Genomic DNA, 14,452 nt, shown 5'->3' with positions numbered 1-14,452 from the left:
GCGTCCAGACCGAGCACCGATCCGACCTACCGTTCGCGGGAGGTGCATCTGGCCAGTTCGCGGGCGGATTTGGCGCCACGCTCGCGACGGCGGGCGAAGGGTCGGCGGCGCGCGGCGGCGGCGCGGACGGACCGGGGACCGATCAGGGCGCGGACCCGCCGCCACTCCCACTCCCCGGCGCCCCACCTCCTGGCGCCGCGATCCCGGCCAGGATGAACGCATCGAGCGCATCGATCAGCCGACCCTTGGCCTGCTCGATCGAGACGACGGCCTGGTTGAGTCCGCCCTGGGCGACGTCGGCCATGATCACGATGAGCGCTCGGGTGTCGCCCGGCAGCTGTCGCTTTGCCGCCTCCTCCGCCGCGAACGCGGCCCGGACCGACGTCGTGACCCGGCCCTTCGACGAGGCGAGGAGCTCGTAGAGCCGCTTGAGCGCCGCATCGTACGCGGCGTTCCGATCGATCCATTGGCTGAGCACCGTCGTGTCCACCGACGCCGCCATCGCGTCGCGCTGCGTGCGTGCCGCGGCCAGCGCCGCATCGGAGGCGGCGAACGCCGCGACCGCGTCCGTGTAGCGACCGGCCGAGCCCAGGCGAGCCGCGGCGAGGGTGGCCATGTCGTGGTCGGCGAGGGTCGTCTGGAGCTGGACGGCGGCCAGACTTCCCGCGGTGAGGCGGTCCCACGAGGCGCCGATGACGCCGGTCGCATCCAGCGCGCCGGCCAGCGTCCGATAGCGGGTCAACGCGATCTTCCCGAGTCGCACCTCCATCCCCGGGCCGACGCCGGGCAGTGCCGCGAGGCGGGCCTGGAGCGCCGCGGTCTCGGCGACGATGCGATCGATGAGCGATCGTCCGTCCGCGATCGCCTGCTGGATCGCCGCGGTGTCACCGCCGGCGACCGAGGCGAGGGTGTTCGTCCCGATCGTCCCGAGCGCATCCACATCCGCGGTGAGGGCCCGCAGCTGGCTGGCCGCAGCGTCGAGCCCGGGCGAGATCCGCTGGTCGGCGGCCCAGGTGAGCTCGGCGCGGGCCAGCGTCCCCGGCTGATGCTCCATCCCCGCGGCGATGCCCGCCGCCCCGAGGGCGATGAGGATCGCGCAACCGAGCCACGCGAGCCGGATCGCCATCGAACGGGCCATCCAACGGGCGCTCGAACGGGTCGCGTGCTCCACCGTCGGCATCGTAGCATCGGGCGATGACACTCCCACCCGGGGCCCGGGAACGCCCCTCCATGGACCGATCGCGGTTCGCCGACTGGCCGAAGACGGAGCTGCACCTCCATCTCGACGGGTCGCTCCTCGTCGCCACCGCCCTCGACCTCGCGAGGACGCGTGCCATCGACGCGCCGACGGACCTCGCGGGCATGCGGGCCGTCCTCGTCGCACCCGAGCGATGCGGCTCGCAGGCCGAGCTCCTGCGAGCGTTCGAGCTCCCGATCGCCCTCCTCCAGGATGCCGAGGCCCTCGAGCGGGTGACGCGCGAGCTCGTCGTGGCGAAGGCGCTCGACGGCGTCCGCTATGTCGAGATCCGCTGGGGGCCGCTCCTCCACGAGCGACGCGGCCTCGCGCTCGCCGCCGGGATCGCGGCGGTGTGCGACGGCGCGACGGCCGGTGCCGGGGTGGCGACCGCGGCCGGCCATCCGATCGTCGTGCGGCTCATCGCCACAGCCCTCCGGTCGCACGACCCGGCAGCGAACGTCCGCCTCGCCGAGACCGCCGCGGCGTTCCGCGACCGCGGGCTCGTCGGCTGGGACCTCGCCGGGCCGGAAGCGTCGTTCCCCGATCCCACGATCCATCGCCGCGCCTTCGAAGCCGCTCGCTCGGGCGGCCTCCGGATCACCTGCCACGCCGGCGAGTGGGGCGGCGCGGCGCAGGTCCGGCGAGCCCTCGCGCTCGACCCGGAACGGATCGCCCACGGGCCGGCTGCGATCGATGACCCGGACCTCTGCGCGGAGCTCATCGCGCGCGCGGTGAGCCTCGACCTCTGCCCGACCTCCAACGTGCAGGCGGGGATCGTCCCCTCCCTCGAGGCGCATCCGCTCGCGCACCTCCAGCGGGCCGGGGTGCCCGTGACGCTCTCGACGGACGACCTCACCGTGAGCGATGTCAGCCTGGCCGCGGAGTACGCCCGGGCGGTCGACCGGATCGGACTCGCGCCCTCCGAGCTCTGGGCGATCGATCGGCGCGGGCTGGACGTCGCCTTTGCCGAACCGGCCGCGATCGCGCCGCTCACGGTGGAATTCGACGCCTGGGCGGCCGAACGGCCGGAGCTCCTCGGAAGGTCGGCCGCGCCCGGTCAGTGAGCAGCGAGGCGGTCGAGGGCGGTCGCGAGGCCCGCGGCGTCCTCGGCCACCTCCGTCGGCCGCCCATCCGGCGGCAGTGCATCGAGGGCGGCTCGCGTCGTCACGCCAGTCAGCATGAGGACGGACCGTGCCCCGACCGCGCGCGCCGCGGCGAGATCGGTGAGCAGGCCGTCGCCGATCATGACGCCGTCCCTCGCCCGGGCTCCCACGGCCCGTGCCGCCTCCTCGAGGAGGAGCGCTGCCGGCTTGCCGATCGAAACGTCCGGTTCCCGGCCCGCGGCCGTCGCGATCGCCGCCACGATCGAGCCGGCGCCCGGTCTGAGACGACGCTCGATCGGATAGACGGGATCGCGGTTCGTCGCGATGAATCGGGCTCCCGCCCGGATGCAGTCGGCCGCACAGCCGATGCGGAGCCAGTCGATCTTCGGGTCCACCCCGACCGTCACGGCGTCCGGTCGTCCGGCGGCGATGAAGCCGTCCTCATCGGCCTCCTCCGCCCGCGCCGCCGCGACCGCGGCGGGGACCACCTCGAATCCGAGGTCCTCGAGCTCCCGTTCGAGTCCGCGGGCCCCGACGGTGAGGATCCGCCGGACGGGCGGGTCGAGCTCGCTGAGGTAGAGCGCCGTGGCCCGCGACGAGCTGACGACCCGGTCCGCACCCACCGGCGCGCCCATCGCCGAGAGACGAGCGACGTAGTCGGCCCGGTAGTGCATCGAGTTGTTCGTCACGTAGACGACGTCGTCACCCAGCGCCGCGCGGGCGGCGAGGACCGCGGCGACTCCCGGGACGGCGTCGGCGCCGCGATACACGACGCCGTCGAGGTCGACGAGGAGGAGCATCGAGGCAAGCGTATCCGCTCCGGGCCGCCGGCTGCTCCGGCGAGGGCGGTCGCCCCTGCCAGGCCGGTCGCTCCGGTCGCGGCGGTCGCATATGCGACGATGGACCGATGGTGCGACCACCGTTCGACCCGCTGGTGGGCATCGAGCGCGTCATCGTCGACGGCAACAACCTCCTCCACGCCCTCCGCGAGGGGCCCGGGGCGGCGCCGCCGGCGGCGCTCGTCGGACGACTCCGCGCCATCGTCCCCGGCTCGATCCGGATCGAGATCCTGTTCGACGGTCCCCCGGAACCGGGCCTCGGCGGAACGCGGATCGCCCATGGCGTGACCGTGCGTCATTCGGGGCGCCTCAGTGCCGACGCGCTCGCGGTCCGGCTCGTGACCGAGGCGACCGGCGGCCATCCGGATCCGAGCGGCCGGCCGGCCATCCTCGTCGTCACGGACGACGGGAATCTCGCCCGGGAGCTGCGCGTCCGGGGGGCCGCGACGATCGGTGCATCGTGGCTCATCCGCCGCCTCGCCCGTCCCACGCTCGCCTCGGTGAGCGCCGGGCGACCTCGACCACCGGCGCCGCCGATGCCCGGCCCGGAGGAGCGCGACCACGATGCGGACCGGCCCGGCTGGAAGCCCGGGCGCGGCGCGACGGCGAAGCGCGGCAACCCGAAGCGCGGTCGACCCTGAGCGGCGCCCGCCTGCGCCGGCCGGCGCTAGAATGCCGCCGTGACCGTCATCGACACCCTGAACCAGGCGTGGACCGGGCTCCTCGATCTCCTCTCGAAGATCATCATCCCGGACTGGGGCTCGCTCATCCTGCTCCTCCCGCTCCTGCTCCTCGTCGGGGTCATCGGGCCGCTCATCAGCCTGCTGCTCCTCGGCCAGCTGATCTACCTCATCCGCAAGCCACGGATCGGCGTCCGCTACGCTGAGGGCCCGCGCAAGGCCGGGCTCGACGGCGACGGTCGCCCGATCTTCCCGCCGGGCCACCCACACTGCCTCCGCGACGGACTCATCTATGCGACCGGCACGACGCGCTGCGCATCGGATGGCGACGAGCTGTGGGTTATCTGCCCGATGTGCGGGCTCGGACGCAGCGCCGGCGTCACGACGTGCGGCAACTGCGGGCTCGTCCTGAAGATCCAGGAGCGCGCGCTCATCCTCGGTCCGGTCGCCGGACCTCCCCCCGGCGGCGCGGCCGCCGCCTGAGCATCGAGGCGTCCCCATGGCCAGCGGCTCTCTCATCCTCTACACCACGGGCGGCATCCTCCTCGCCTTCGCCTTCGCTGCGCACGTCGTCCATGCCGTGCTCCTCGCGAACGGCCGGCGGTCGCTGTCGCTCGCCCTGCCGCGGCGCCAGCCGGCCTATGCGGGCGTCGTGACCGGCTCGTTCGTCGACGGGCGGGCGCGAGTCGAGCGGCTCGGCGAACGCCCGACCAGCGCGGCGGCTCCATACGCGTGGGGGCTGAGCCTCGTCGCCTGGCTGTCGATCGGGTTGTCCATGCTCCTGCGGGCGATCATCGTGGGCCGCGGCCCGTGGGGCAACATGTTCGAGTTCACCGTCGCCTTCACGTTCACGATCACCGGCGGCTACCTGTTCCTCGAGCGGCGCTATCCCATCCGTTCGATCGGCTTCCTGCCGATCGGCGTCGCGCTCATGCTGTTCGCCTATTCGGCGACGCTCCCGAAGCAGATCGAACCGCTCGTCCCGGCGCTCCAGAACGCGCCGCTCCTGACGATCCACGTCGGGATGGCCACGATCGCCTATGGCATCTTCGCGACGTCGTTCGCTGCCGGCGTCGGCTACCTCATCCAGGGGACCGGCGACCGCTTCGCATGGCTGCCGTCGCACAAGGTCCTCGACGAGGTCGCCTATCGAGCGGTCATCATCGGCTTCCCGATCTTCGCCACGATGATCATCCTCGGCTCGTGGTGGGCGTCGATCGCCTGGTCGCGCTACTGGGGCTGGGATCCGAAGGAGACGTCGGCGCTCGCCACCTGGCTCACCTACGCGGTCTACCTCCACGCCCGCAACCGCCGGTCGTGGGCCGGCCGACCGGCAGCCCTGCTCCTCGTGGTCGGGTTCGGGATGGTCCTCGTCACGTACTCGGGCTCGCTCTGGTTCAACGGCCTCCACGCGTACTCCGGCCTGAACTGATCGGGGCGCGCAGCGCAGCGCGATCGCGGCGGGTGGCCGGCGGCGGCGGGCGGCGGGCCCCATCGAACGCATCCGGCCAGATGCACGCACCACGAACGTTCGGTCCACCGCTCCGACGGATCCGCGGCGGATCGGGCCGACGCTCGCCCGCCGCTGGCCTCGCAAGCGGCCGGACGCACACGACGCGAGGCGTCAGATCGACGTCGACGGCCTGATCGCCTCCCGGGCGCTCTGCCGCACCCGCCGCGACCCGCCACCGACCGACCGTACGCTCGCCAGGCGTGAACGTGGCCACATGGCGAGGATGCCGATCGACGTTCGCGGATCGTTGAGCCACACCGACAGGCTCCGACCGTCCGACGGGAACGCGGCACGGAGGACGGTCCGATGCTCGGCCACGCGCCTCCGGTTCGTCCGGCTGCCCGTGAGGACGACGAGACTCGACACCGACGCGGCGTTCCATCCGAGATCGGCGGCGATGCGGACCGCCAGGCGTCGGCGCCGGTCCATCGTGGACATCAGGTCCATGACGTCCACGAGCTCGGTCTTGAGCTCGACGACGAGCACGGACCGGCTCGTCTCGTGCCAGGCGAGGACGTCGATGATCCCGCGTTCGCCATACACGGCGAAGGACACCTCCGGCCGCATCGTCCAGCCGGGTCGTGCCGCGAGGAACGTCGCGAATGCCTCGTGGAGCTCGGCGTGCCCGCGCGCGACGAGCCGGTCAAGCTCGCCACCCTGCCAGCGCGGAACCAGGTCGAGCCGCGTCTCGAGGGCGTCCGACACGCGTCGAAGCATCCCGAGCACGACGTCGTCGAGATGGCCTCGCTCGATCCTGGAGATCGTGCCGCGTGAGCACCGGGCAGCGACGGCAAGGTCCACCTGGCGCCAGCCCCGGCGGCGGCGCAGGGCCCGATAGATCGAACCGAGGCGGGTGTCGTCCACGGCCCCATGGTCCGCCCCGGCCCTCTCCCCGGACTCACCGGGGACTCACCGCGGACTCACCGCCGCTGACGAGTCGCAGAACCGCTCATCTGTTCTATTGTGGCGCTCGCCGGGAGCCTCCCGCGGTCCCCTGTGGACGGTGTGGTGGACAACCGAGCGGCCGGTGTGGACGATCAACCCGGGCCCGTGGACGGTCCGACGCGGACTCTCCAACGACGGTGGACCTCCGGCCAAGCGCGATCACTCCCGCGCCGCAGGGAGTGGCCGCATCGCAACATGTAGCGGTCCAGCGAGTCACCGCACCACTACATGTTGTGTTTTGCATCTTGACTCCTCGGCCGGCCCGGCGTATCGTTCGGAGTCTCGCTCGCCCGATCCGCACCCGCTCCCGCGGTCGGCCGCCGGTCCCACCGGAGGCGCCTCTCGACCTCGGGGACCGCGCATCGATCGAGCGAGCCGGTCGAGACCTCGCAGCTACAGAACGAGCCACGTGGTCCCGCCGGCGAGGGTAGGAGGAGCAGGTCACCCGCCGTCCCCCAGGACGGATCGGCCCCCTGCAGCGGATCCCCGGCCCGCGGTCGCGGACGGGAGAAGGCGAAACGAGGAGAGCACGACGATGGCACGAGCCGCTGGCGACGCAGTCCCGGTCATGGCTGGCGAAACGCGGGTGGAGGGTCACCCGGCGAAGTCGCCCGGGCGGACCGCCGCGAGGAGCGGACACCGCCACGCCGGCCCGTACGGAGCGAGCTTCGACGGGACGGACGAGCAGGGTCGACCGGCCAGGGGCCTGACGATCGAGCGGCGCTGGACCCGGCCGGGCGTCCATCCCTACGACGAGATCGCCTGGGAGACGCGGACCGCGAACATCGGCAACGAGAGCGGCAAGACCGTCTTCGAGCAGAAGGACGTCGAGGTCCCGGCGTTCTGGAGCCAGCTTGCGACGAACGTCGTCGTCAGCAAGTACTTCCGCGGCCACGTCGGCACTCCGGAGCGCGAGACGAGCGTCCGCCAGCTCATCGACCGCGTCGTCAACACGATCGCCGCCTGGGCGGAGACCCAGCGCTACTTCGCGACGCCCGCGGACCTCGAGGCCTTCCAGGCCGAGCTCACCCATCTCCTCGTCCACCAGAAGATGGCCTTCAACTCGCCGGTCTGGTTCAACGTCGGCATCGAGCCGAAGCCGCAGTGCTCGGCCTGCTTCATCAACTCCGTCCAGGACACGATGTCCTCGATCATGGACCTCGCCAAGACGGAGGCGATGCTCTTCAAGTTCGGCAGCGGCGCGGGGAGCAACCTCTCCTCCATCCGCTCCTCACGCGAGAAGATGACCGGCGGTGGCACCGCCTCCGGGCCGGTGAGCTTCATGAAGGGCTATGACGCCTTCGCCGGTGTCGTGAAGTCGGGCGGCAAGACCCGACGCGCGGCGAAGATGGTCATCCTCGACGCCGATCATCCGGACGTCCTCGACTTCATCGACTCCAAGCTCAACGAGGAGAAGAAGGCGTGGGCCCTCATCGAGGCCGGCTACGACCCGAGCTTCACCGGTGAGGCCTACGGCAGCGTCGCCTTCCAGAATGCGAACCACAGCGTCCGCGTCACGGACGACTTCATGCGCGCCGTCGTGGACGATCGGGAGTGGACCACCCACGCCGTCGTGGACGGCACGCCGATGGGCACGTACCGGGCGCGCGACATCTTCCGCCGCATGGCGGACGCCGCCCACGTCTGCGGCGACCCGGGCATCCAGTACGACACGACGATCAACGACTGGCACACGAGCGCCAACACGGACAGGATCTACGCGAGCAATCCTTGCTCGGAGTACATGTTCCTGAATGACACGGCCTGCAACCTCGCGAGCCTGAATCTCATGAAGTTCGTCCGCGAGGACGGCGAGTTCGACGTCGAGTCGTTCAACTACGCGGCGCGCCTCACGATCACCGCCCAGGAGATCCTCGTCGACAACGCGAGCTACCCCACGCCAAGGATCGAGGAGAACTCGCACAAGTTCCGTCCGCTCGGCCTCGGCTACGCGAACCTCGGCGCCCTGCTCATGAACCGTGGCCTCGCCTACGACTCGGACGAAGGGCGCGACTACGCGGCGGCGATCACCGCCCTCATGCACGGCCAGGCGTATTCCCAGAGCGCGATCATCGCTCGCGATCACGGCGGCCCGTTCGTCGAGTACCACAGGAACGAGCAGCCGTTCCTTCGGGTCATCGGCAAGCATCGCGACGCGGCCTACGGGATCCCGGATCGCGGGGTCCCGGCGGAGATGCTCCAGGCGGCGAAGGATACCTGGGACGAGACACTCGCCCTCGGCGCGGAGCACGGCTACCGCAACGCCCAGGTGACGGTCCTCGCGCCCACCGGATGCGTGGTCGGTGACAGCCTCGTCCTGACGGACCGCGGCCTCGTCCGGCTCAAGGGCCTCGGCAATCCGGACGGCGAGCAGTGGCAGGAGCTCGACCTCCACGTCGCCACGGATGATGGGCCTCGGCCGGCTACGAAGTTCTACGTCAACGGCGCTGAGCCCGTCGTGTCGGTCGAGACGTCACGCGGTTACCGGATCCAGGGCACGACGACGCACCGGGTCCGCGTCCTCGACGCCGACGGTGACTGGCAGTGGCGCCGCTTCGCCGACGTGCGCGCCGGCGACCGGGTGCCGCTCATGCTCGGCGGGATGGTTGGCGAGCCCCGTGAGGTCCAGCTCCCGCCGCTGCCCGAGGCCTACTGGACGTCCGATCATCGGACCACCGTGCCGCGCACGATGACCGCCGACCTCGCGGAGCTTATCGGCTACTTCATGGGCGACGGTTCCCTCCACGCCCGCGGTCTTCGGTTCTGCGTTGCCGCCGCCGATACGGATGTCGTGGACCGGATCGCCGACCTTGGCCGGCGCCTCTTCCGCCTGGACGCGGCGATCGCCGCGAAGCAGGGCTACACGGAAGTCGCCCTCCATTCCGTCCCGCTCGTGCTCTGGTGGGAGGCATGCGGCTTCGCCAAGCACGTCCCCAGCGGCGACCACCGCGGCAAGGGCTACGAGCCCCACGTGCCGGACGCCGTCCTCTACTCCAACGATCCGGCCGCCTATCGGGCGTTCGTCCGCGGCCTCTTCGAGGCGGACGGCAACGTCAACAATGGGTACGCATCGTTCTCCACGGTTTCGGAGCGGTTCAGCCGCGAGGTCCAGACGCTCCTCCTCACCCTCGGCTTCGTCACGACTCGCAAGACGGATCGGCCGGCCCGCGGCCACTTCGGCGCCAATCCCATCCACGTCCTGCGGCTCCTCAACGCGAGCTCCGGCGGTCGCTTCCTCGCCGAGGTCTCGTTCATCTCGGAGCGCAAGCGGGAAGCCCTCGCCCTCGCGGAGCACCCCCAGGCCGCCCGCTACGATCTGGTGCCGGTGAGCCGCGTGGCCGTCGATCGGCTCGCGCCGCACAACGACCCTCTGCGCAGGACGATGCTCCTCTCCCTCTCGCGAACCGGCCTCGTCTCGCGGCGCTCCGCGACGGTGCTCCTCGAGCGGACCGCCGATCCCGAGGTGGCCGAGAGCCTCGGCTACTTCTACGACGAGATCGCCAGCGCGAAGCTCGGCGAGGAGCAGCTGACCTACGACATCTCCGTGCCGTCGAACGTGACGTACGTGGCGAACGGGTTCGTCAGCCACAACACGATCGCGTTCATGATGGATTGCGACACGACCGGCATCGAGCCGGACATCGCCCTCATCAAGTACAAGAAGCTCGTCGGTGAGGGATTCCTCAAGATCGTCAACCAGACGGTCCCGGCCGCCCTCCGCAAGCTCGGCTACAACCCCGACCAGGTGGAGGAGATCCTCGCCTACGTCAACGAGCGCGAGACGATCGAGGGCGCCCCCGGCCTCAAGCCGGAGCACCTGTCCGTCTTCGACTGCGCGTTCAAGCCGCTCAACGGCGATCGATCCATCCACTACATGGGCCACGTCAGGATGATGGCCGCGGTCCAGCCGTTCCTGTCCGGTGCCATCAGCAAGACCGTCAACATGCCGGAGGCCGCCACCCCGGAGGAGATCGAGCAGGTCTACCTCGAGGGCTGGAAGCGAGGCCTCAAGGCGATCGCGATCTACCGCGACAACAGCAAGCGGAGCCAGCCGCTCAGCACCGGCAAGAAGAAGGACGGCGACGTCGTCGACACCGCGGTCGTCACGGACCTCAAGCGCCAGCTCGCCGCCGCGCAGGCTGAAGCGGGAAGGCCCCACCGCCGCCGGCTGCCGACCGAGCGCGCAGCGATCACCCACAAGTTCGACATCTCGGGCCACGAGGGCTACATCACCGTCGGCCTCTATCCGGACGGCCAGCCGGGCGAGATCTTCCTCAAGATGGCGAAGGAGGGCTCCACCGTCAGCGGCCTCATGGACACCTTCGCGACGACCGTGTCCGTGGCGCTCCAGTACGGCGTGCCGCTGCGCGACCTCGTCAACAAGTTCGCCCACGTGCGCTTCGAACCGAGCGGCTTCACCGGCAACCAGGAGATCCCGATCGCCAAGTCGATCGTCGACTACATCTTCCGCTGGCTCGGATCGCGGTTCCTCTCACCGGATGACCGGGCGATGCTCGGCCTCATCGATCGCTCCGCGGTCGTGTCGGACGCGCCGGCGTTCGGTGGCGCTTCCTCGCTCGGTGCCGTGGCCCACGCCCCGGCTGCCGAGGAGGGCCCGTCCGCCGTGGACGAGGCGATCGGCGGCCACTCGACGGCGTCCACCGCGAAGGTCCATCCGCCTGAGGACGCCCCCACCGAGGCCCCCCGGGCACAGACCACCGTCGCGACCGAGCCGGCGCCCGTCGCCGCGCGGCCGACCGCCGAGCCGCTCAGCGTCATCGCCTCCAACGGTCACGCGACCGGCCATGCGACCAACGGGAACGGGAGCGGCAAGCCTGCGGCGATCACGCTGTCGCTCGGGGCGACGAACGTCGCCTTCAAGATCCAGGAGGACGCGCCCAGCTGCGCCGAATGCGGCTCGATCATGGTCCGCAACGGCAGTTGCTACAAGTGCCTCAACTGCGGCAGCACGAGCGGATGCAGCTGAGCCTACGGTGCGGAGCCCTAAACTCCAGTCGAGGCGGCGGTCTTGGTATCCCTACTACGCCGGGTTCTCCGAGGGGTTCGTCGAAGACGCGCTCAAGACTCTAGCCCTCACCGAAGGCGCGGTAATCCTGGATCCATGGAATGGTTCAGGGACGACAACATCGGTGGCCCATTCGACGGGCTATCGGACGATCGGCTATGACACAAATCCGGCCCTTGTCCTCGTTGCCAAGGGTCGCCTCCTCGGCGAGGACACAACTCCCAGCATCGCCTCGGTCGCCAAGGAGATCCTGCACCGAGCCGCCAGTCGGCGGAGTTCGCCGCTTGGTGACGAGCCATACACGCGCTGGTTCGATACGACGTCCGCACGGCGCCTCAGGTCGATCGAGTGGGCAATCCAGCACATTCTGATCGACCACGAGTCATACGCTCCGATGTCCTCGAGGATCTCCTTGGCCGGCGTGTCGTCGCTCGCCGCGTTCTTTTATGTCTGCCTCTTCTCGGTCGTCCGGGAGCTGACGGAGCCCTTACGGGCCAGCAACCCAACGTGGATTCCTGACCACTCCTCGGCGCCGCTGACGGCGTCTTGGACTTTCCTTAAGCAGGCCTTTGAGTGCGCAACAGCAAGACTGACCCCTGGGCGTGCCGAGCATGATCAAGGGTCCACGATCGACATCGCCAGTTCCAGGCGTCTCCCGTTGGGCGTTGGGACGGTAGATGCTGTGATTACATCGCCGCCGTACCTGACGAGGATCGACTACGTTGTGTCGACTCTTCCCGAACTCGCCACACTCGGTTTCTCGGCCACACAGATTCGGTCTCTGCGCGACGCAATGCTCGGAACACCAACCATCACGACGGACGCCACGTTGTCTGTTGCAGAATCCTCTGGAGCGGCCGCGAACCTTCTCGAGCGAGTCGCCAGCCATCCCTCAAAGGCATCGAGCACCTACTACCTTCGCTACTACGGTCAGTACGTGACTGGGATGCACGATTCGTTCGTTGAACTTGGCCGGGTGGCCTCTGCCTCGGCACCATTGGTCATCGTGGTCCAGGATTCCTATTACAAGGATGTTCATGTCGACCTAGCGAGCGTCGTCAGCGAGTTTGCCGCGCAAAACGGATGGGGCCTGATGGGTCACTACAAGTTCGACTCGCGCACGTTCGCCGCGATCAATCGAGGAAGTCGAGCGTACAAACGCACGTTTCGGGCGACAGAATCGGTGCTCGTGTTTGAGAGATCACTCGCACATCAGGTCAACAGCAAGCCTCAGATCGGAAATCCACTGCCTTACTAGCGACGGTCCGGATCCGTACGGCAGTTCCAACAATGCTTCTGCTGGTGTGAGGAGGGCCGAGACACCGTTTCGCGGGGCAGCAGCCCGGGCGACGCGGATCGAGTTCTCGTTTCGGTGAGCGAAGAAGTTCCTCATCTGTGGGAGGTCTGCGAAGACGTTCGACGTCAGGTCGAGACCGAGTTCGATTGCATCGAGATTCGTGGCTCGCACCTTTTTGGCAAGCCGTCGAATGGTCGCCGGATCGTGCCAAGCCGGCTCTTCGCGTCGTTTCCAGCTCCGATTTGCAGGGATCTTCAGGCGTGGCGGCTTGCGGATCAGCACGATTGCGAGATGGATCGCATCCGACTGCGGACGTCCGTGCACACCCCGGCGCACGGACACGGCGCGTCCACTCGTCGTCTTGGCTCCCGCAACAGACGACAACCACAGCGAGCGATTGAAGTTCGCCCACGTGTTCAGCGATTCCATGACAACGGTCGCGACAACTACGTCGCGGTCAGTCCTGCGTGTGCTCGCTTGGAGCGACGCAATGCGACGATCGAGGCGCCCGAGATATCGATCGGTCGCGCGCTCCAGACGAAAGAGCGACTTGGCCGGTCTCACGGCAAGACAGGCGGCTCCAAGGCCCGCGAGAGCCATCTGAACCGGATCACCCGGTTCCGTTCTGTGTTCGTCCCAGTCGCCTGGGCGTCGATGAACTCCCTGAGCCAGTCGTTCTCCAACGGACTCTCCACACCTTCCACGATCGCAGTGAGGTTGGTCAGGGCGACGTCCTCGGCAATCGCGCCAGCCTCGGGTCGCTCCACCACGCCCTGGAGCACAGCGATCGGCCTGAGCTCATGCGCAACAGCGAGGAAGAGTGCGTAGAAATTGGAGGGCCGAACCACGGCGGTAGCGTGGATAGCTCGCCAACGCATGAGCATGCCAAACGTTTCGTCGAAGATTCGGTCCAGCCGGGGACCGTCGTCGAACGCGTCATCCCGCTGTCGATAGAACAGGTTGATCTTCGGTTGGCTAGTCGTCTGGATGCCCGACTCGATAGCCATGATGAGTTCCGAGAAAAGTTCAGCATCCGCCATCCTAGCGAGCTGCTGCTCTCGGAACACACCCATCATCTTGAGACTCTGTGAGTATCGGTCGACAAGCGACACGATGAACCATTTGAACTGTCCCTGAAAGATCGCGTTCCGAATTTCCTGGCGGTTGAGGGGCACCGTGAAACTGTTGATCCGACGGAACAACTGTCTGATTTGGTCCTCGTTCGCGTTTACCAATACATCGACCGACAACATGTACGACAGGAGCTTGTGCTGGTCGTCTTCATCCAACTGACTGAAGTAACGTCCCCGATATGCCGTATTTGATCCGAGCCTGAAGCCGTCGTTCACGAAGTCGAATATGGTCTGACTCCGTTGCTGACCATCGACTATTTCCTTGGCCGTAGAACGCGTTCGCAGGTCCGTGCGTTGAAATATGGTCAGTTTTGGGATTGGATAGCCGAGCAACATGGTCTCAATTAGGTACGAACGTGCTGCTGTCGGCCATACCTTTGGAGAACGTTGGTATTCTCGGTTGACGCGGATTTCGTTCCTACCCATCTGGGCAACGTATTCCGCGACGGTGAAGCTGTTTGTTCCGACGTCCATGGCCACTCCGCGATGGGGGTATCCGCAGAGCGTAATCGTCACGCGAGCGGCTTGCCTGGCAGTTGCGCCGGCCCGCGCAAGACTCTGACCTCAACGATCGCCGCGGTGAGCCCTGAGTACGCCGAGAATCCTGCGTTAGGGACGGCGCGTCGGCCGCTCATCTGGCTCCAGCAGCACACAGCAGGCGTGCGGTCCAATCCGATCG

At 68.5% G+C, this 14,452-nt stretch carries 11 protein-coding genes; 6 read left to right on the top strand and 5 right to left on the bottom strand.

From position 1 onward, the window contains the following. Positions 1-142: 142 nt before the first annotated feature. Positions 143-1,171, bottom strand: a complete 1,029-nt coding sequence (locus IVW53_04675; GenBank protein MBF6604860.1) for a hypothetical protein — start codon at positions 1,169-1,171, stop codon at positions 143-145. 23 nt (positions 1,172-1,194) lie between these two features. On the opposite strand from IVW53_04675, the gene add reads away from it, so the two are divergent. After that, a complete protein-coding gene (gene add / locus IVW53_04670; GenBank protein MBF6604859.1) occupies positions 1,195-2,301 on the top strand; it encodes an adenosine deaminase in 1,107 nt (368 codons plus the stop codon). On the opposite strand, the gene IVW53_04665 is transcribed toward add, so the two are convergent. Next, entirely contained in the window at positions 2,295-3,140 is an 846-nt protein-coding gene (locus tag IVW53_04665; protein ID MBF6604858.1) for an HAD-IIA family hydrolase, read from the bottom strand. The genes add and IVW53_04665 overlap by 7 nt on opposite strands. A gap of 107 nt (positions 3,141-3,247) precedes the next feature. On the opposite strand from IVW53_04665, the gene IVW53_04660 reads away from it, so the two are divergent. Genes IVW53_04660 through ccsA form a run of 3 tightly spaced genes read left to right on the top strand, consistent with a single transcriptional unit; the run spans position 3,248 to position 5,291 of the window. Beyond that, the gene (locus IVW53_04660) at positions 3,248-3,820 is read left to right on the top strand and encodes a hypothetical protein (GenBank protein MBF6604857.1); all 573 of its coding nucleotides are present in this window, start codon (positions 3,248-3,250) and stop codon (positions 3,818-3,820) included. Between the two features lie 39 nt (positions 3,821-3,859). Continuing rightward, positions 3,860-4,342, top strand: a complete 483-nt coding sequence (locus IVW53_04655) for a hypothetical protein (protein ID MBF6604856.1) — start codon at positions 3,860-3,862, stop codon at positions 4,340-4,342. A gap of 16 nt (positions 4,343-4,358) precedes the next feature. Next, on the top strand, positions 4,359-5,291 hold the full coding sequence (gene ccsA / locus IVW53_04650; protein ID MBF6604855.1) for a cytochrome c biogenesis protein CcsA: 933 nt from the start codon (positions 4,359-4,361) through the stop codon (positions 5,289-5,291). 192 nt (positions 5,292-5,483) lie between these two features. Here the strand turns inward: ccsA and IVW53_04645 are convergent, their stop codons facing one another. Then, positions 5,484-6,236 (bottom strand): helix-turn-helix transcriptional regulator, encoded by a 753-nt coding sequence (locus tag IVW53_04645; protein MBF6604854.1) that lies wholly within the window; start codon positions 6,234-6,236, stop codon positions 5,484-5,486. A gap of 649 nt (positions 6,237-6,885) precedes the next feature. Between IVW53_04645 and IVW53_04640 the strand changes: the two genes are divergently transcribed. Continuing rightward, complete coding sequence (locus tag IVW53_04640; protein MBF6604853.1) at positions 6,886-11,304, top strand: vitamin B12-dependent ribonucleotide reductase; 4,419 nt, start codon at positions 6,886-6,888, stop codon at positions 11,302-11,304. A 7-nt stretch (positions 11,305-11,311) separates the two neighbouring features. Then, the gene (locus IVW53_04635) at positions 11,312-12,601 is read left to right on the top strand and encodes a site-specific DNA-methyltransferase (GenBank protein MBF6604852.1); all 1,290 of its coding nucleotides are present in this window, start codon (positions 11,312-11,314) and stop codon (positions 12,599-12,601) included. Here the strand turns inward: IVW53_04635 and IVW53_04630 are convergent. Next, entirely contained in the window at positions 12,545-13,069 is a 525-nt protein-coding gene (locus tag IVW53_04630; protein MBF6604851.1) for a hypothetical protein, read from the bottom strand. The two genes, IVW53_04635 and IVW53_04630, sit on opposite strands and share 57 nt — an antisense overlap. 131 nt (positions 13,070-13,200) lie before the next feature. Further along, positions 13,201-14,253: a DUF262 domain-containing protein gene (locus IVW53_04625; protein MBF6604850.1), complete on the bottom strand. Its 1,053-nt coding sequence runs from the start codon at positions 14,251-14,253 to the stop codon at positions 13,201-13,203. Positions 14,254-14,452: the final 199 nt, after the last annotated feature.

Source organism: Chloroflexota bacterium (assembly GCA_015478725.1).
Lineage (GTDB): Bacteria > Chloroflexota > Limnocylindria > Limnocylindrales > CSP1-4 > C-114.
This window is presented reverse-complemented; position numbering and strand designations above follow the sequence as displayed.